Genomic DNA, 19,401 nt, shown 5'->3' with positions numbered 1-19,401 from the left:
ATTTAGGCATTACTGAGTTGCAAGTTCAAAGTAACTGTTATCGTCGAGCGTTTTGCTTATCATCATAGCGCCCTCAAGCAAGCTCACTGTTTGAATAGCCGCTTTAGTAGGGTTAAGCTCACCATTAGCTAGGTGCGCAGCGCTAAGCCATGTTAGGTTTTGATTAAAAAAGCGTTTTACTTCAAGGCGTACTTTATCTGGAAGGCTATCGCTTTCGGCTCCTAGTAACCCACATAAACACATTTTTCGGTCGGTAACTAAAGCACTTCTAAAAAGCTGAGTGTACACATCAATAGGATTTTTACCGCTGGCTTTAAGCTCGCTTGGCTCGCCTAACGCAGCTAAAAAAGAATTTGTATATTGATGAGCAAGCTCTGCACCTAAATCGGCCTTAGTCGGAAAGTGATAGTGCACACTGGCGCTTTTAATTCCAACTTCGCTGGCAAGCTCTCTAAAACTAAAATTGCTGTACCCGCCAAGGCGTACCTTGTTTTCAGCTGCTTTTAATAAAGCTTCTTTTTTACTCATTTTTAATATTTCCTATCTGCAGTAACACCAGTTTTATTAAAAACATGATCATTGTATCGCATTAAATAACACACTAACTGCGTTAAAAATTATTCATACAGAATAACTAGATGTCATGATTTTCGCCTCGTTATTGCGCTATTTTTCCTAGCGCAATAATAAATCACTTATTTAATGCAATTGGTATAGTAAAATTATCGACCAGTAGGTAGTTATTTACAAGCGATTTTATTTTTAAGCAACCCCCTAATTTTACAATAAATTAAGTTAAATCCTATACATCAGAAAAATTTAAACGTTGACTTAAATTTAGTTTAATATTATAAATTACCTATCGGTAGGTAGGTTTCTGCCACTAATTCACTTTTAAACAATAAAGATAGAGATTGCCATGAAAATTTATGATGTAGAAAACTTTCCAAATCCACTTCGTGTTCGTATCGCTTTAGCTGAAAAAAATGCCACTTCAAATGTTGAGTTTGTACCTGTTGATTTATTAAATGGTGAGCACAGAACAGAAGCCTTCTTAGCTAAGAATCCACTAGCAGGTGTGCCCGTATTAGAGCTAGATGACGGCACGTTTATATCAGAAAGTACCGCTATTACTGAGTATATTGATACCGCATTTGAAGGCCCGTCATTAATGGGTGAAACCGCAAAAGAGCGAGCAGTAATTAACATGATGCAAAAGCGTGCAGAGTCTATGGTGCTTGACGCTGTGGCAACTTACTTTCATCATGCAACTGATGGCTTAGGTCCAGAGCTTGAAACGTATCAAAATGTGGCTTGGGGTGAAAAACAAGGTGAAAAAGCACGCCAAGGGTTTAGCTATTTTAATGATGTACTAGCGCAGTCGGCGTTTGTTGCTGGTGAGCAGTTTAGTATTGCTGATATTACATTGTATGCTGGGCTGGTATTTGCTGGATTTGCACAAATAGCAATCCCGAATGAGTTAACTCATTTATTAGCATGGCAAGAAAAAGTAGCAAAACGCACAAGTGTTGCGGCGTAATTAGTTTAAAGTTTAAGTGGAGTTACGGTTAGGAGCCAAATATGAAAATTGCTGCCGATTTTAGTAAACGAGTTGTTGTACACAGCGAAACGCTCCCGTGGGTTGCATCGCCAATGGCGGGCGTTGATAGACGAGCACTGGACCGTGTGGGCGACGAAGTTGCTCGCGCCACGACCATTGTTCGTTATGCACCAGGCAGTGAATTTTCGCCGCATGTACACACCGGCGGTGAGGAGTTTGTTGTACTTGAAGGGGTATTTCAAGATGAGCATGGTGACTTTCCGACAGGTTCTTATATCCGTAACCCACCGCAATCAAAGCACAAACCGGGGTCTGAAAATGGCTGCGTTATATTTGTAAAGTTATGGCAGTTTCAGCCTGATGATAGAACCCACGTGCGTTTACAAACGGACTTGATGCAAAGTACGGCGCACCCTAGTTTTAAAAATGTAGCTGTAACTCCTTTGTACAAAGACGACTTTGAAGAGGTAAGCTTGCTGCACTTTAAGCCCAACGCCAGCATGGTTATAAACGCAAAAGGTGGAGCAGAACTGCTAGTACTTGAAGGTTCATTTGATGAGCAAGCCGATACCTTTGTAAAAAACAGTTGGTTAAGAGTGCCTATTAATAGCTCCATTAACGTTAAGGCGGGAAGTAATGGCGCAAAAGTATGGCTTAAAACGGGCCATTTAACTGATGTAGAAAACCAGATATCTCGCGTACAAAATGCGTAAATCAGTCGTTTATTTGAGATTATTTATTGATTTAGTTCAGGACTAATTAATTTTAGAAGGTGTACTTTTACCGCTCAGCCTATTTAAGGAGAGCAGTAATGGTACACACAACACATGGTTTATCGATTGGTCTTGAACGTGCAGGAAGAGAGTTTTTTTTAAAACTTAAAGCCGTTGGTACGCTTACTCACGACGACTACAAAATAATTACCCCAATGATAAATTCAGCTCTTGGCGAAGTTAAGCATCCAGTCGTGAACGCCTTAATAGATGGTAGCGAACTTGAAGGTTGGGAAGTACGCGCAGCGTGGGATGACTTAAAGTTAGGTGTTAAGCACTCTAAAGAATTTAAAAAAGTAGCTATTTACGGTAATAAAGAGTGGCAAGCTCGAATGGCAAAAATAGGTAACTGGTTTATATCGGGTGAGGTTCAATACTTTGAAAATGCTACCGCAGCCATAGATTGGCTAGACGAATAGCCTGGTTTAAAAACTTAAATTAAAGCACTCTTATAGAGTGCTTTTTTGCTCTATGGGTAACGTTATTAAGTAGTTACATTCGCTTTATTTCAATTGTTAATACTGCTCTATTAAAATACACTCATTATTATTGAGCAAATTACATATTATAAAAACAATGAAACAAGTACTTACCTTTATTACATTCCTGATATTTTCTACATCAATACATGCAAAAGATAACAACATATTCACGCCGGTTAGCGATCTTTTTTTAGCTGTTTCTAACGTTGATCACTCGCAAATGCGTGTAGCCGTTGATGATTCATTTCTACTTTTAGAACACGGTGAAGTGTGGACTATTAATGACTTTATAAATGTAGTTAAGCCTTCTGACTTTATAAGAACTAATTATTTTAGTGTTATAAATTCGCGTGTAGTGGGTGATGTTGCATTTATTAATTACTGGAATAAAGCCAATATTAAAAACACTCAAAGAAGTATTGATATTTATTGGTTAGAAAGCGTTGTTGTATCAAAAGTGGGCGATAAATGGTTGTTATCGCAAATGCACTCTACTCGGTTACCCCAAGATGAAATACCCAAAGGTGTCACCTTTATAAAGCAATAGATATAACTCTAATTTAAAGCCCTGTAATATGGGGCTTTAATCGTTTAAATTACATCAGCCAGTACAGGTAATGCCGGAAATGCCCCTTTAGCTAAACACGCTTTAGAGCCACATTTAAGAGCAAAGTGCAGGGCGTCTTTTACGCTCGCTTTATCATTTAGTTTATCTGCTAGTGGTAAATCACTTCCCAAGTTATTTAAGTAGTATAAAACCCCCGCTATAAATGCATCGCCCGCGCTTGTTGTATCTACGGCGTTTATTTTTGGTGCCGATTCGTTAAGTGTAAATGCGCTGTGGTAAACCTTGGCAGGCTCTGGCCCATCGGTTAAAAACACCAGTTTTACTCCGGTATTTAATAGCGCTTGAATGTAATCATCGCTCGTTGTATCGCTATGCTGAGCTAAAAAATTAAGCTCATCACGCGAGAGTTTTACTATGTCACAATAGGTGTAACAAGCTTTTACATTGCTTGCTATATCGTTTGTATTTTCCCACAAGCTGTAGCGTAAATTTACATCAAAACTGACGAGCTTATTATTCGCTTTTGCAAGTTCTAGCGCTTTAACCGTTGTGCTTGCAATTGCTGATTCGGTCAATGTGTTTGAGCAAAAGTGTAGTGTACTTATTTCTTGCCAATTTATACGCACTAAATGCGCCTGGGTTAATAGTACATCGGCTGTGTTATGGCGATAAAAGCCAAAACTACGCTCGCCGGTTTCATCAAGGCTTACTATAACCATAGCGGTTTGTGAACCTGCAATGGTAAATAAATAGTCTGTATTTACATTGTATTGCGCTAATGCATTACTTAATTGATTGGCAAAATGATCGTCCCCTCTACCACCACAAAATGCAGCTTCACCTCCGAGTTTTTCATAGCCAACAGCTACATTGGCAGGTGCGCCACCTGGTATAGGTAAATAGGCAGAGTTATTCGCATCTTGTGGCAGCATGTCAATTAATAGCTCGCCTAAGCACAGAAGTTTGGTCATTTGGAATATCCTAAAAAGCCTAGCAAGGCTAGGCTAAAAAACGTGAAGGGTGTTAATTATTCATACTTTAAAAGGCGCTACAGTGACTACTCACCGCAGCGCAATACACATTTAGTTAAAAGCGTATTTTAAAGTTACCGACGTTGTGCGGCCGTTAATAGCACGGGCACGAATAATGTTGTTTTCAGGTACTGAGCCTTCTTCTGCTTCTGTAATACCTACTGTATCAAATAGGTTGTTTACATTAAGCGCAATATTAAGGTTTTCAGATAAATCATAGCTTACAAAGCCATTTACCTGTGTGTAGCCGTCAAATTGCAAGTCGTTATTATCTTGAGCGTACGCATCGGTAGTACCAATGAAACTTACCCCTGCAGCGCCTTTTTCATAGTTGTAACGTGCCATTAATGAGTAAATTAAATCGGCTTGACGACGTGGCGTATTACCTACAACATCTGGGTTAAGCGCATCTTTTGCTATTTCTGCATCGGTCCAGGTTAAATTACCGCGAAAATCCCATGCATCAATAAAGTAAGTAGATTCTATTTCAATCCCTTTTGCTTCGTATTCACGGTCAAAAAATGTTTGTGATGTTGCTTCAAAGTTTTGCTCTTCAGTTTCGGCAAAAAACGCAGTAGCAAATACTGATAACGAATCAAAGCGCTTCTTAACACCAAACTCAAACTGGTTTACTTCATCAACAGCGTCTTCTTTTGCAACAGAGCCGTCGGCGCGTACTTTACCAAATAAAAGACGGTCAGCATTTGCACGACCACCTTTACTAATACGTGCAAACGTAGCAAGGCTTGGGTCAATTTGATAATTAGCACCAATTGAATAAGAAGAATAGTTCCAGTCATAATTTACTGGACTTGCGTTTGCAGTATCAATACCTGCAACGTTTTGCTCAGGGATTGATATTTCACCGTCGCGGTTCATATCTACTGTTGAAGTCACTGCACCTGCGTATGTTCCGCGAGCTTCACCGCTATCGTAGCGAGCACTAGCATCAATACTGACATCACCTAGCTTAGTAGAAAATGCTACGTAAGGGGCGCGTGTATCGTATTCCGTATCGTAATCACGTTGGCAGCAGTTACCAAATGCACTGTAAGCGTATAAACCGTTTTCAGATAACTCAGTGCCATCGGCACCTGTTACATTTAATAATGCAGCATTGTCACCCTTGAGCTCCATTACGTAAGAGTTCCATAACCACGACATCGCAATGTTTTGCGTAGATGCATAGTAACCAAATGTAAGACTGGTATCATCGTCGAACGATTTAGTTAATTTAAAGTCATTAACTATAGATCCAAAGTCATTCATTGTGACATCAAATGTCACCATCTTCATTGCTAAACCATCGTTAAACGCTTCACCGGTGTTCGCGTTACTCAAGGTTGCACCTGCGCCACCAATGCTTTCTGCTATTGATGTTGCACTACCTACTTGTTCTGTGAAAGGTGAATTAAAGTTGCCGCTTATTGATGATTTACGAAAACGGTTTTCGATACGCCAATCGTTATCTAAATCAAATACAGCTTCAAAACCAACAGAATCAACCTTTGGATTCATACCATCGCGGATATCGCCGCTACTGATTTGGTTTTCACCATTTAAGCGTGCTGTTTTAGTAAATAACGCTGAGTGAGGTGTGTCTGATTGCGCATCAAAGCCAGCAATAGAGTCACCATTTGAGTACATTGGCATAGGAAGGTAGCCAACACTCTTATCATCTAAGTGTTTGTAATAAAGGCGAACGTAACCGTTGTCAAAATCTTTTGTAAGGTTAGCTTTTATTTGGCCACCTTTATTAGACGTGTAACCTGTTTCGCGCGGGCCTTCGCCTTGTCGAACAAAGCCACCAACATGAAAACGCACGCTATCGGTTAAGTAAGTGCCGTATTCAAAGTCTGTACGAACGTTGTCGTAATCTAAGCCAAGTGTTGTAGATACACTGCCAGATTCGTTTTCGCCATTTTTAGAGATAAAGTTAATAATGCCACCAGGTGCATTACTTGCTGCAGTAGATGCTGAGCCACCACGAATCGATTCGATAGTCTGCACCGTATTATCTAATCGCATAAAAATATCAGAATTACCAAAGGCAACATCACCAAACTGCATAACAGGAAGGCCATCTTCTTGTAGTTGTAAAAACTTAGCGCCACCCGATGCTACAGGTAAACCACGAACAGCAATGTTAGCGTTACCTTCGCCGCCAGTTGATTCGGCGCGAACACCCGGAATAATTCTAAATGCTTCAGCCGTTGAGCGAGGTGTAGACACCTCTACTTGTTCAAGCGATAAACTGCTTACTGATGAACTCGACGCCATAATGGTTGTTCGGCGAGGTACACCGGTAACAACAATTGTTTCAAGGCCCTTGTTGGCTTGGACTTTGGTTTCTTGCTCATCTTGTGCATGAACGCCTTGGCTTACAGCAAGTGCCAAAGCACTGATTAAATATAAAGGTGTGTGGTGTGTTGTCATGTGAACGCCTCGTTGTGTTGATCCCAATAGGATTTGTTATTTTTACTTAATCGATTAAGTAAAAATAACAAATATTTTACAATAAGCAAATCATTTTGTGTTTAATTTGCTCTTTTATTATTCATATGTTGATTTTAAAAGTGTTTTTTATTGTATTGAGATACAAGTTTATTAAGCTGTTGGGTTACTTTCTTGTAAAGCACTCATTGATGGGTCGCGTAAATAATTGAACAACATAGCTACAAATAAAATCACGGCAAACCCTGTTGCTAAGTAAAAGCCATAGCGCACATGGCCAAAGTAATCGCTGATCATACCCATAAATAAAGGAGCTAAAGCAGCTGATAATGCGGTGAAAAATAATATAACGCCGGCTACGGCTCCATGGCGCTCAGCAGGAAAACACGATATACCTTTAGAGTTTAAAGTTGGATAAACCATAGACATAAATAAACCTGAAAGAGGTAATAACCCTACAGCCCAATCAACCCCCCCAATAAGTGTGCCCACATAACAAAGCGCAATACCTAAGCTTAAATAAGCCATAACACCTTGCCAGCTATAACGGTTTAGTAACCATACGGCAATAAAACGACCTGCAGCACGTAGTATAAAAAATATAGTAAGTGCATAAGTTGCAAGGAGCGGCCAAGAGCCTGTGTAGTCCTTTAATAGCGTTGGCATCCATACATAAATAGCCACTTCAGTCGCTACATAAAGTGCAATAGCCAAAGAAAAGCCAAGTGCATAGGGGTTTTTTACCATTTTTAGGGTGGTGGCCAAAGAGGCTGGCTTTTCAGTTGTTTTTACTACGTCAGGGTAGTCTGCGCGCCATGCTAATAAAGCAAGAATTAAACACATTACGCCCGCAGTAATATACAGGTATGTCCAACTTACGTTTTGCACTAATAAAACACCAACTAGGGCAGGGCCTACAATAGCGCCAATGCCAAAAAAGCCCTCAACCTTGTTCATGGTTTTAGTGTGGTCGTCGTTACTATGCGAAATATCGCCAAGCAATGCCAGTGCGCCGGTTTTAAATAAACCAATGGCCAAGCCTATGCAGCAAAGCAATACTAAAAAGAAAGTAAAACTGGTGCTAAATGCAAATAAAAAACAACTCGCAGAAAATATTAATAGACCTAGCATAATGGTTTTCTTACGGCCAAGGCTGTCAGCTAAAAAGCCTAAAAATAAGCCACTAAAGGCTATTAATGCCATGGGAGCGTAATGAAATGCACTAGCTTGAGTCATGCTCAAACCGAAATCTTTTATAAGTTCGGGGATTATCATGCCGACTGCGTCAGAGGTCATGGCAAACATAAAAAACATCATGTATGTAAGCCAGCGTATTTGTTGCAGTGGGTCGCTGCTTACGTGTGTGTGTGATTTTGTCATGTGTTTATTCCTCGTTAAATTCTCTATTAACACTTCGTAAGTCAGTCAGTTGCTTACTGTAGTATTACGTGAGCCACGAAATTTGTATGTAAAATTATTAAAAATTACTTGTAAATTCTTACTCGCTAGTTAAAGATATATCTTAATCGATTAAGTTTCAACATGGTAATCACACAATGATGAAGAATAAAGTTCAATTGATCACATACGCTGATCGAATCACTGGCCAAAATATAGGCGCGCTAACTACACTTTTAAACGGCCCTTTAAAAGGCGTATTTGGTGGTGTGCACTTATTGCCATTTTACAATCCTATTGATGGCAGCGATGCTGGCTTTGACCCTATTGATCATAGTGAAGTTGATTCTAGAATAGGTACTTGGGAAGACATACAAGTATTAGGTAAAGATCTCGACTTAATGGCAGACCTAATTGTTAACCATGTATCGGCGCAGTCTTTTCAGTTTCAAGATGTATTAGCTAAAGGTAAGCAATCAGAATTTTGGGATTTATTTTTAACCAAAGAAGATGTATTTCCAAATGGTATGAGCGAAGCTGAGCAAAAAGCAATTTACCGCCCACGCCCAGGTAGCTGTTTTACGCCAATGCATTGTGGCGACGGCCAAACGTATGATTTTTGGACCACTTTTACCGACAATCAAATCGATATAAACGTAAAAGCAGAAGCCGGTGTTGCGTATTTAAATAACGTACTTACTAAATTTTCGGCTAACAATGTAAATATTATTCGTTTAGATGCGGCGGGCTACGCCATTAAGCAAGCGGGCACTAATTGCTTTATGCTTGATGAAACATTTGGTTACCTAGATAACTTATCTAAGCAAGCAAACGATTTAGGCATGGAAACCATTGCAGAAATACATAGCCATTATCAAACTCAGGTAGAAGTGGCAAAACGTGTAAATATGGTTTACGACTTTGCGTTACCACCACTTATTTTACACAGCTTATTTAACAACGATGTAGATGCACTGCTCAAATGGTTACAAATTTCGCCACGCAATTGCTTAACCGTACTTGATACACACGACGGTATTGGCATTATTGACGCAGGTCCAATGGGCGACAAGCCAGGGCTATTAAATGCACAGCAGATTGATAACCTAGTAGAAACAATGCACGCCAACAGTAACAACCAAAGCCGCCAAGCTACGGGCGCTGCGGCGAGTAATGTCGACTTATATCAAGTTAACTGTACGTACTACAACGCATTAGGCGCTAAAGACTTTGATTACTTACTGTCGCGTGCAATTCAATTTTTTGCTCCAGGTGTACCACAAGTATATTACGGCGGCTTATTTGCCTGCGAAAACGACATGGATCTATTAGCTAATACAAATGTTGGCCGTGATATTAACCGCCCATATTTAGATGCAAATATAATCGACAAAGCCTTGAATAAGCCTGTAGTAAAAGGTTTAATTGAATTAATTAAAATTCGCAATTCACACCCCGCGTTTGCAGGTGAATTTAGTGCCCAAGGTGAAGGCAGTATGTGTTGTTTATCGTGGCAACTAGGTGAGCAAACTATTTCACTTACTGTTGATTTTAAATTACGCCATGCACTGATTACGCAGCTAAACGGTGATGAAGAAACAACGATTAACTTAAATTCATTTTTAGCTTAATGCTGTAAAAGTAATTTATAAACGCCATGTAAAACAAAAGCCAAGCTACTTAAGCTTGGCTTTTTAATACATAAAACAATTACAAGGCTTGTAAGCTAACTACTCGCACCAATCTCTAATTCGTAACTGACTTCCTGAGTTTTTTCTTCTTTAGAAATAAATAATTCAGCGGCTATAACGCCTTTTTCTTGGCTGTTTTGATGAATAGTGGTTAGGCGAGGTACAAACCGGGCTGCTTCATCAATACCATCAAAGCCCACAATACGCAGTTCTTCACCTATTTTTATGCCTTGCTTTATTGCTTCTCGCATTGTGGCAAGGGCAATTAAATCACTCATACAAATTATAACGTTAGGATGCGGTGATGCACTAAGTACTTCTTTTGCAGCAATATTGGCAAAACGTTCGCTACTTTCAGGTATATTCCAAATACGATCGTCAGCTACCGTAATATTTGCCTCGCTTAAAGCGCGTTGATAACCACGTAAACGTTGATGAGAAATAGATTGTCCGGCTTCAAATTCGTAATGCTCATACACGCGGCACAATACGTTTTCATCAAGTAATCTAAGTCCCAAAATAGCGACTTTATCATTTTGATTATGTATAACGTGCCTAGCAATTTCGTAACTGGCTTGCTCATTATTTATATTTACAGAGGCATTGCGGGCTATATCAAAGTCAATAGTCACCACATGTTTAGACACTATTTTTAACTGCTCAACCAATGCATTATTACGAGGACGGCCATAACAAATAAAACCATCAACAAAGTCGACTATGTTATTAAGGGTATCGCTATTACCTGAAAACAATAAAACATTAATGCCGTTTTTTTCAAGCACCGAAGTAACACCGCGCATAAAGCTGCTAGCCACAGGATCCGACACCATGTATTCCACACTATCGGGCAGTACTAAAGCGACAATATTAAATGTGCCATTACGCAATGATTGCGCGGCCTTATTAGGCCCGTAATAGCCCAAAGTTTTACACGCTGCAAGAATATCTTCTCGGCGTTTAGCCGATAGCTGATCAGGGCGATTAAACGCATTAGAAACCGTAGCATTAGACACACCTAATTCTAGAGCGATACTTTTTAAGGTCCAGTGGGCCGGTTTTCTCATGAGTTATGATTATCCTTTAAAAAGACTGTGCTTAAATTAATAGAGATAGTATAAAATCAAATAATAGTTATAGCTATAAACTGGCATGAAGTATGATGACTTAATACTTTCATTTTATTTTTTAACCTCGGCCCACTGGGCTTTTAGCCAGCGGCTTAGGGTAATAATATCGGTTTGTTTTGCTCGCGATTTTTTATATACAAAATAAAATTTACAGCCGGTTTCAACTCCATGCAGTGGCAACTTAACTAAGTGGTTATCGTGCTGTGAGGCAATAAAAAACGCATCAATAAGCGTAATACCTAAATTATAACGCGCAGCTTCTGCGGCCAGTATAACGTGACTAAAGTGATTAACTCTTACGTTTTTAGGCAGCTCAAAGCCGCCGCTTTTACACCATTGCTGCCAGTCATTGGTGCTACGTTGCTCTGACTCATCATACTGCACCGACAACAGCGGGTGCTTCCATAATTCATTGGGCAGCGATTGATTTTTTAATTGCTGCCACATGCCTTTGCCACAAGCAGGGTAAAGCTTTTCTGCAAATAAAAATAAGCTGACAAACTCACCTTTAGGTGGCGTTGTGGTAATAAAACAATCGGCAACACGGTCGCTAAAATCCGCCTCATCTACAATCATATTTAAAGTTAAGTCGATATCTGGCGAGTCATGTTTAAAGCTTTCTAATCGCGGTATTAACCACTTAACAGCTAATGAGCTATAAAGTGCTAAACGAATATGCCCAGGCTCGCCGTAACGTATTTTTTGTGTGGCAGAGGCTAAACTGGTTAATGAATGACTCACTTCTTGATAGTAACGATTGCCCGCGTCGGTTAATGAAAAGCTACGACCACTGCGGTTAAATAGCGGCTCGTTTAAATATTGCTCTAGTAATTTAACCTGATGGCTCACGGCACTTTGCGTCACATTTAGATGTTCTGCTGCTTTAGAAAAACTATTTAATCGCGCTACAGATTCAAAACACTGAACAGCACGTAATGGGGGTAATTTCATTATTAGTTAAACTCATACTAAAAGTATTTTAATCATTATACATAATTAAACGAATTGCTCTATGCTAGCGTTTTTAATTTGCGGGCACGGAGTAACAATGCAAAAAATATCGGTTGGCTTAGGCATGACATTACTTGTGGTGGGTAATATTATTGCGGTTTTTTCTGATGCTATAATCAAAACTTTACCAGCAGAAAGCCCCACGTTTCAGTTTGTATTTATGCGCCAACTTACCGCAGTATTAATTTTGCTCCCGTTTTGTTTGTCGGCGAATAAAAAACATTTATTTGCCGGTTTAAAATGGCATGCGGTACGCGGACATGTATGGTTATTTGGTATTATATTTATGGTGTTTGCGCTAAAAGCTTTACCGCTTGCAACCGCTAACGCTATTTTTTATGCAGCGCCTTTATTAATGCTGCCTTTAGCAGTAATGATATTTCGTGAACAGCTAACAAAAAGCAGCATAGCTGTGGCTGTTATTGGCTTTATAGGGGTACTTATTGTTATTCAGCCTACCGACATTAATTGGGCGGCTATATTTGCACTTGTAGTCGCAATTACACTGGCAATAAATAATGTACTAATACGAAAGTTACCTAAACATCATAGTATTATGCAAACTTTGTTACTTACCAATTTAGTAGGTATGCCTGTGGGATTAGGTTTGGCGCTGTGGGAAAACGAGCCGTGGCATTGGGCCGCACTTATTACTGCGTTTGGCTCTACACTGTTTATTTTAATTTATGCGGGAATTTGCGTGTATGTTTATAGCAAAATCGAATCGAGCCAAGTTGCTAGCGCTGAATATAGTGGCTTAGTGGCGGCTGTCGTTGTTGGTTTATTTTGGTTTGGCGAAGTACCTACACTTGGCTTAATAATTGGCGCATCGTTAATTATTTTACCCTTAGTATGGTTGGCTAACGTACAAAAAAACAAACAGCGATTGGTTAAACGTCAACTCACAAAATAAACTACTGCGCGTGGTGTGTACTGCGCAGTAGTAAAAAGTCGTTTAAGCCAAATAAGCAAATATAAGTTAATTAGAGCTTATATTACTTTTGTAAACCAAACGGGTCGTCAATACTGTGACTAGGCTCGGTAAACCATTTTGCACCACTGTCGGTCATATAAAAATGATCTTCTAAGCGCACCCCAAATTCATCCGGTATAACCAGCATTGGCTCGTTACTAAAACACATGCCAGCGGCTAGTGGCGTTTTATTACCGCCTACCAAATAAGGCCATTCGTGAATATCTAAACCAATGCCGTGGCCTGTACGGTGCGGGCAACCAGGTGTTTGATAATCAGGGCCTAAACCTTGCTCAGCTAAGTAGCTGCGCGCAGCTGTATCTACGTCTTCACATGGCACGCCAATTTTTGCTGCATTGAAAGCTGCAATTTGTGCTGCTTTTTCATTATTCCAAAATTGACGTTGGCGATCAGTTGCGTCACCAAACACATAAGTGCGGGTAATATCAGATAAGTAATCATGTACTTTACAGCCAGTATCAATAAGTACCATGTCGCCTTTTTTAAGGATTTGCGGATCTTTTACCCCATGCGGAAATGACGTTGCAAGCCCAAATAACACGATACAAAAGTAGTTACCCGGCGCGCCTACTTTTTGATGCGCTAGCTTTATAAACTCTTCAACTTCAGTGGTACTAATACCCTCGTGCAGCATGCTTGCCGTAGCTTGGTGAACCACTAAGGTCATATCCATAGCGCGTTGCATTAACGCCAGCTCATTGGCTGATTTATGCATTCTACAATGTGCTGTAACAGGTTGAGCATTCACTAAATTTAAGCCCGTTTGTGCTTTATTAATACCATCAAAAATAAAGAACTGCGCGCTTTCGTCAATACCAATAGTGCCATTAGCCGCAATACCCATTTCCGTTAATATATTAACAAATAACTGATATGGGTTTTGATGCTCTTGCCAGCCACGGATTGGCCCGTCAATTACTTTAAAACCATTGAGTGAGCCAATTTCAAAATAAGGAGCTATGTATTGCACTTCACCTTTAGCAGGCAAAATTGCGCCAACTAAACGCTCACTTGCATACCAACGCATACCGGTAAAATAGGCGAGGTTAGTACCTGCATTTAAATAAATGGCATCAATGCCATTGTTTTGCATATACGTTTGCGCTTTGGCTATACGAGATAAATATTCTGCCGGTTGAATAGGGGTTAAATCGCTGGTCATATTGCTTAAGCTAGCGAGTGCTTGTTCTTTGGTTTGGGTGCCAATACCAATTGTGGTCATAATGATCTCCTCTTTTATGCGGCTATTGTGCTTGTGCGGCAGGTTAACTGCAAGTTGCTTGCGGTTAAATTTTGTAATCTGAGCATGTATTTAATAAAGCCAATGCGCTATATTAATCTAGGTATGTACTACATAGTCTAGGCATTTTGTTTGCTGTGTATGTTGTTTAGTAAACTATAAAAATAAAAACAAAGGTGGTTGTATGGCTCTGTTGTGGTTGGGGGGGGTATTTATAATAATTGGCACTTTGCCATTTGTACGCTGGTTAAAATGTAAAGTAAGTAAACGCCACTGGCGGGTTTGTGTTGTAGAACAAATAACTGCCGTGGCAAATAATCAAATAACAGCACCCGAAATGTTGCATCAGCCAACTATGCTAGTGAGTTTTCGTTTTGATGGGCAGGTGCACAGTGTATTAGTGGAATATCGTGAAAAAATGTTTACCCGTTTTAAACAAGGTAAAACCTGCACACTGTTAGTTGACAAAAATAACCCGCAGCAGGTTTATAATAACGCAATACTTTGGCAAAGCTACGGATTAGTATGGTTATTAGCCGGTATTAGTTTATGTGCTTTTAGTTATTTTAGTTTGATTTAGCTTGATTTAAATCCCCTCGTTATCCTTTAATAGCGTTTAAGTGCAGCGCTTTTGAGGGAGCCTACCACTCTGTTTACTCTTCTTTTATCTAAGTAATTTTGATTGGAACAAGGCTGCCGGGCAAGAGTCTGGGTTAAGTGTTGCAGGCAAAGAGGGCGACGAAAGTGCCTTAGTTGCAGGCGCTCAGGTTGAAATTTGGTTTTAATACGCAGTATTAATGCGCCATAAAAAATACAATAAAATAAGTTTCGTAGGCGCATTTAGTGCCTTCGAAACGTTAATTAACCTCGCTATAAAATTAACCTAAACCATCACTTAATGGTTTTTTTTGGCAATGCTTGCTGGTGGTACGCCATAGGCTTGTTTAAATAATCGGCTAAAATGGCTAGGGCAATTAAAACCCAGCTCATAACACGCTTGGCTAACCGTGCGCCCCTGTAACAATTTACTATAGGCTCTTTTAAGCCTAAGTTGCTGCTGCCACAGTGCTGGGCTCGTACCAAACGCCAACTTAAATTGTTGATAAAACTTGCTGCGACTCATGCAGGCAATTTTACACAGTCTCTCTATATCCAATGCCTCATTTAAGTGCTCTTCTATGTATTGCAAAGCATTATTTACCGGTGTTTTAAGCTGCGGATTATTGCCATGTTTTAGTAATAAATCTCGACTTTGCTGCTGTAGCAAACGGGTAATAAGCTCGTTTAACGATAAGTCGATTAAATAACCTCGCTGCTCGTCGGGCTCACTAAATAAATGCACCATACGCGCTAAAAGTTGTTGGGTTTGGCTATTGTGCTGGCTATGTACCAGCTGCGGTGTATAGGCAAATAAGTCATCGCTGGCAAAGCGTTGCTCAATATTGAGTGCATTAGCCACCTGCGTTATTTTGTCTGTGCTTATTTCAATAGCAAGGCAGGTAGTAGGCGCGCTTAAAGATGCTTGTTCAAAGTCAATTAATACCCCTTGCTCTGGTGCTAATACAAAGGATTCGTGAGGTAAAAATGCCTTATGGTATTGGCAGCTCTCTACATGCATTACCTTTTTACCACTAAGCATGGCGCAAAAAAGTAATTCTTTTGAATGCAAAGCTACTTTTTGTGCATTTTGATAAGTATCGTAAATACTTAGCTCGCTATTATCGGCAGCAAAGGTCACTTTATTTTCAATTAGCACCTTTAATTGCTGGCGTTGCTTATTTAATTGCGGAGTATGCATTTTAATCCCTTTTAAATCTGGACTCATAGACAACTTTTGTGGACAGCAATACATGCTTTTAAGTGTTTGATAGTTTAATGTCAATCAATGCTGATTAATTATAAAACAGCACTTGATTAAATATAAAGCAAAAAGACTTATTTAATAGCTCGACTTTTAGCTAATAACAACAAGAGAGTGTCACTATGATTTATGCAAATCCAGGCGAAAAAGATGCACTAATTACCTTTAAAGCGCAATACGAAAACTACATTGGAGGAGAATGGGTAAAGCCAGTAAACGGCCAGTACTTTGAAAATATTAGCCCTGTAAACGGTAAAGTATTTTGTAAAGTAGCGCGCTCCGACAAAGACGATATTGAACTTGCGCTCGACAAAGCCCACGCAGTAAAAGCGCAGTGGGGTACTACATCGGTTACCGATCGTAGTAACGTATTACTAAAAATAGCCGACCGTATTGAACAAAATTTAGAGTTACTTGCAGTTGCCGAAACGTGGGATAACGGCAAAGCAATTCGCGAAACACTCGCGGCCGATATTCCACTAGCCGCCGATCACTTTCGTTATTTTGCAGGTTGCCTGCGCTCACAAGAGGGCGGTATTAGTGAAATTGATGAAACTACCGTTGCCTATCATTTTAATGAACCGTTAGGTGTAGTTGGGCAAATAATTCCGTGGAACTTCCCAATACTAATGGCAGCGTGGAAGCTAGCCCCAGCCTTAGCTGCGGGTAACTGTGTAATACTAAAACCAGCAGAGCAAACCCCTGCCTCTATTTTAGTGCTGATGGAAGTGATTGGCGACTTACTGCCAGCGGGCGTACTCAACGTAGTTAATGGCTTTGGTAAAGAAGCAGGTGAAGCCCTGGCTACCAACACCCGTATTGCTAAAATCGCCTTTACGGGGTCTACCCCAGTGGGTTCACATATTTTAAAATGCGCCGCCGAAAACATAATTCCATCAACGGTAGAGCTAGGTGGTAAGTCACCCAATATTTTCTTTAGCGATGTAATGGACAAAGACGACGCTTTTTTATCTAAAGCAATAGAGGGCGCAATACTGGCCTACTTTAACCAAGGTGAAGTATGTACTTGCCCATCGCGACTATTTATTCAAGAAGATATTTACGAGCAATTTATTGAACGCATTTTACAGCGCACTGCACAAATTAAACGTGGTAACCCGCTAGATACCGAAACCATGGTAGGTGCGCAGGCGTCTAAAGCGCAATTTGATAAAATATTAAGCTACATCGAAATAGGTAAAAAAGAAGGCGCCGAAGTACTTACTGGTGGCAACGTAGAGCAGTTAAGCGATGATCTTAACGGCGGATATTACATTCAGCCTACGCTATTAAAAGGCACCAACGACATGCGGGTATTCCAAGAAGAGATTTTTGGCCCGGTTATTTCAATGTCGACCTTTAAAGACGAAGCCGAAGCGTTGGCACTTGCCAATAGCTCTGAATTTGGTTTAGGCGCCGGTGTATGGAGCCGCAACATGAACCAAGCGTATCGTATGGGGCGTAAAATTGAGGCAGGCCGAGTATGGACTAACTGCTACCACATGTATCCGGCTCATGCCGCGTTTGGCGGCTATAAAAAATCAGGTATTGGTCGCGAAAACCACAAACTCGCACTGGGTCACTACCAACAAACTAAAAACCTATTAGTAAGCTACAGCGAAGATCCGCTCGGCTTCTTTTAATTTTAAGTACAAAGTTTAAATAAACAACCGTTAAGTAATAAGCGCTGCATATTTGCAGCGCTTTTTTGTACATTGGTTTAATGAATTTAAAACGACTCAACCGCGTTATCGCTCTTAGCAGCAATCGTGTTTTTTGCATGTTTTTATTATATATGTGTTCTTTTTTCAGTGTTACAAAAGGGTGTTTCATACCAGCTAAATTTTATAATTAATAACTGTATAAATTGGCAATAGTTGCGGCTTTGTCGGATAACATTATTAAAAGTCGTTCTGAGGTATTTAAACAAGGGCAATTTTATAACACACGTAATTACTTGTTTAAATTAGAGTTGTTTGATGGAATTATTAAGCAATGTAATATACGCCGTTTTGGGGTGTTATAACCCCCCATAGTGGTGTTCTATAAGCTGTTAGCAATCAGTTGCTGGATAGCACACAATATAGAGGTTGATTAGGGTTTATGAAAATTAAATTATTGTTTTTATTGGGGATTGGATTCCACGGTTTTGCTTTTGCAGAAAGTGGTTATGAAGTGTTAGTAACGGTAAAAGACGCAAAATCAGAGTTAGTATTCCCTGCTTTTGATGTTTCAAAAACCAATAAAAGTGGCACCTCTCAAGTTGGTGGTTGTACTTATTTGGGAAAGTTGACAGAGCAGGATGGAGCTAGCCTTTTACTAGAAGGGCAAATGTCTTGTGTTTATGAAGATGGCAACTCCTATATGGATATGCCGATATTTGTTCTTAGCTCTAAAGGCGATCGCGCTAGCATGGAGTTAGGTGATGATGAAACAGAAACGTGGAAATATTCTGTCGAAGTTAAGGTGTTGCCCTGAAGATGATATTGCTAACAAGTTGCTGCACGCGGACTCGATACAGTTGTCGCGGTTTTTGCTAAGAGAAAAGGCAGCAAAAACAGCACCAACTTACTCGCCGGTGAGCAAGGCGTTGGTATGACTCCCACTGTCAAGTTAAACGCACTGATCCCTGCCTAACTTTTTAAGCCATAATTACTTTAGCTCGAATTAGAGCGAGTTAATACATAGGATGAAGCAAGTAATGTCGTCGGTTATCTTGCTGATATTCGTTGGTTATTACTATTTCTAGTAACAGAGCAGACCTTACTTATTTCGTCGTGGCACCTGTCTTCAGTCTATGTTCGTGGTTCAATGCAGCGTTAGCTACATTGCCATCCTAACGCCGTCGGTGGTTGTGCCACACCCGATGCTTGATCCCATGCATTAACTCTGTAGTGGTACAGTGATTTTGGCCACCCATTAAGAAAGAAATGTTATGCTGATAAGCATACAAATTTGGGTGAAAAAATGACGAAATTAAAACGTGCAACGTATTCTGCAGCAATCAAATTAGAAACAGCTCAGCTTGTAGTTGACCAAAGTTATACTCAAGAAGAAGCAGCCAAAGCGATGGGTGTGGGTAAATCAACCGTTAGTAAGTGGGTAACTCAATTAAAGCAAGAACGGAATGGCCAGCCACCATCGGCTTCGCCAATGACGCCCGAACAAATTGAAATCCGCGAACTTAAAAAGCAAATCCAACGCATC

General features: G+C 40.1%; 18 protein-coding genes and 1 pseudogene. 11 read left to right on the top strand and 8 right to left on the bottom strand.

What is annotated here, in order from left to right; all coding sequences use genetic code 11:
* Positions 1–9 precede the first annotated feature (9 nt).
* On the bottom strand, positions 10–528 hold the full coding sequence (locus PX700_RS20350; protein WP_024597781.1) for a TetR/AcrR family transcriptional regulator: 519 nt from the start codon (positions 526–528) through the stop codon (positions 10–12).
* Positions 529–919: 391 nt separating this feature from the next.
* On the opposite strand from PX700_RS20350, the gene PX700_RS20345 reads away from it, so the two are divergent.
* The 4 genes from PX700_RS20345 to PX700_RS20330 all read left to right on the top strand — a co-directional run bounded on the left by PX700_RS20345 (position 920) and on the right by PX700_RS20330 (position 3,363).
* A complete protein-coding gene (locus PX700_RS20345) occupies positions 920–1,540 on the top strand; it encodes a glutathione S-transferase family protein (protein WP_479521746.1) in 621 nt (206 codons plus the stop codon).
* A 41-nt stretch (positions 1,541–1,581) separates the two neighbouring features.
* Positions 1,582–2,274, top strand: a complete 693-nt coding sequence (locus PX700_RS20340; RefSeq protein ID WP_290193113.1) for a cupin domain-containing protein — start codon at positions 1,582–1,584, stop codon at positions 2,272–2,274.
* A 98-nt stretch (positions 2,275–2,372) separates the two neighbouring features.
* The gene (locus tag PX700_RS20335) at positions 2,373–2,753 is read left to right on the top strand and encodes a SpoIIAA family protein (RefSeq protein ID WP_024605388.1); all 381 of its coding nucleotides are present in this window, start codon (positions 2,373–2,375) and stop codon (positions 2,751–2,753) included.
* 157 nt (positions 2,754–2,910) lie between these two features.
* Complete coding sequence (locus tag PX700_RS20330; RefSeq protein ID WP_479521745.1) at positions 2,911–3,363, top strand: nuclear transport factor 2 family protein; 453 nt, start codon at positions 2,911–2,913, stop codon at positions 3,361–3,363.
* Between the two features lie 44 nt (positions 3,364–3,407).
* On the opposite strand, the gene PX700_RS20325 is transcribed toward PX700_RS20330, so the two are convergent.
* The 3 genes from PX700_RS20325 to PX700_RS20315 all read right to left on the bottom strand — a co-directional run bounded on the left by PX700_RS20325 (position 3,408) and on the right by PX700_RS20315 (position 8,249).
* Positions 3,408–4,355: a carbohydrate kinase family protein gene (locus PX700_RS20325; protein WP_479521744.1), complete on the bottom strand. Its 948-nt coding sequence runs from the start codon at positions 4,353–4,355 to the stop codon at positions 3,408–3,410.
* 111 nt (positions 4,356–4,466) lie between these two features.
* Positions 4,467–6,851 (bottom strand): TonB-dependent receptor, encoded by a 2,385-nt coding sequence (locus tag PX700_RS20320; RefSeq protein ID WP_024605391.1) that lies wholly within the window; start codon positions 6,849–6,851, stop codon positions 4,467–4,469.
* 171 nt (positions 6,852–7,022) lie between these two features.
* Positions 7,023–8,249 (bottom strand): MFS transporter, encoded by a 1,227-nt coding sequence (locus PX700_RS20315; protein ID WP_024597775.1) that lies wholly within the window; start codon positions 8,247–8,249, stop codon positions 7,023–7,025.
* A 176-nt stretch (positions 8,250–8,425) separates the two neighbouring features.
* On the opposite strand from PX700_RS20315, the gene gtfA reads away from it, so the two are divergent.
* Positions 8,426–9,898 (top strand): sucrose phosphorylase, encoded by a 1,473-nt coding sequence (gtfA, locus tag PX700_RS20310; protein ID WP_024605392.1) that lies wholly within the window; start codon positions 8,426–8,428, stop codon positions 9,896–9,898.
* A 95-nt stretch (positions 9,899–9,993) separates the two neighbouring features.
* On the opposite strand, the gene PX700_RS20305 is transcribed toward gtfA, so the two are convergent.
* A complete protein-coding gene (locus PX700_RS20305; protein ID WP_024597773.1) occupies positions 9,994–11,025 on the bottom strand; it encodes a LacI family DNA-binding transcriptional regulator in 1,032 nt (343 codons plus the stop codon).
* Between the two features lie 114 nt (positions 11,026–11,139).
* Complete coding sequence (locus PX700_RS20300; protein ID WP_010553616.1) at positions 11,140–12,039, bottom strand: LysR family transcriptional regulator; 900 nt, start codon at positions 12,037–12,039, stop codon at positions 11,140–11,142.
* 97 nt (positions 12,040–12,136) lie between these two features.
* On the opposite strand from PX700_RS20300, the gene PX700_RS20295 reads away from it, so the two are divergent.
* The gene (locus PX700_RS20295; RefSeq protein WP_010553617.1) at positions 12,137–13,012 is read left to right on the top strand and encodes a DMT family transporter; all 876 of its coding nucleotides are present in this window, start codon (positions 12,137–12,139) and stop codon (positions 13,010–13,012) included.
* Between the two features lie 82 nt (positions 13,013–13,094).
* On the opposite strand, the gene PX700_RS20290 is transcribed toward PX700_RS20295, so the two are convergent.
* Positions 13,095–14,315 carry a M24 family metallopeptidase gene (locus tag PX700_RS20290; protein ID WP_479521743.1) on the bottom strand — a complete coding sequence of 407 codons (1,221 nt, stop codon included), beginning with the start codon at positions 14,313–14,315 and terminating at the stop codon, positions 13,095–13,097.
* Between the two features lie 202 nt (positions 14,316–14,517).
* Between PX700_RS20290 and PX700_RS20285 the strand changes: the two genes are divergently transcribed.
* Both PX700_RS20285 and PX700_RS20280 read left to right on the top strand, forming a co-directional pair.
* Positions 14,518–14,913 carry a hypothetical protein gene (locus tag PX700_RS20285; RefSeq protein ID WP_290193274.1) on the top strand — a complete coding sequence of 132 codons (396 nt, stop codon included), beginning with the start codon at positions 14,518–14,520 and terminating at the stop codon, positions 14,911–14,913.
* A 94-nt stretch (positions 14,914–15,007) separates the two neighbouring features.
* A pseudogene (locus PX700_RS20280) lies at positions 15,008–15,118 on the top strand (hypothetical protein); the annotation flags it as partial.
* Positions 15,119–15,228: 110 nt separating this feature from the next.
* On the opposite strand, the gene PX700_RS20275 reads toward PX700_RS20280, so the two are convergent.
* The gene (locus PX700_RS20275; protein ID WP_192532617.1) at positions 15,229–16,131 is read right to left on the bottom strand and encodes an AraC family transcriptional regulator; all 903 of its coding nucleotides are present in this window, start codon (positions 16,129–16,131) and stop codon (positions 15,229–15,231) included.
* Between the two features lie 185 nt (positions 16,132–16,316).
* Here PX700_RS20275 and exaC point away from each other — a divergent pair, with 185 nt between their 5' ends.
* The 3 genes from exaC to PX700_RS20260 form a co-directional block, all read left to right on the top strand.
* Positions 16,317–17,837 carry an acetaldehyde dehydrogenase ExaC gene (exaC, locus tag PX700_RS20270; RefSeq protein WP_011329851.1) on the top strand — a complete coding sequence of 507 codons (1,521 nt, stop codon included), beginning with the start codon at positions 16,317–16,319 and terminating at the stop codon, positions 17,835–17,837.
* 460 nt (positions 17,838–18,297) lie between these two features.
* A complete protein-coding gene (locus PX700_RS20265) occupies positions 18,298–18,672 on the top strand; it encodes a hypothetical protein (RefSeq protein ID WP_352296017.1) in 375 nt (124 codons plus the stop codon).
* A gap of 489 nt (positions 18,673–19,161) precedes the next feature.
* Positions 19,162–19,401, top strand: a 240-nt coding sequence (locus tag PX700_RS20260) for a transposase (RefSeq protein WP_479521742.1), incomplete at its 3' end; no start/stop codon positions are given.

Source organism: Pseudoalteromonas sp. TP27, assembly GCF_056470645.1.
Note: the sequence above shows the minus strand (reverse complement) of the source record. Positions and strands in the feature narration are given on the sequence as shown.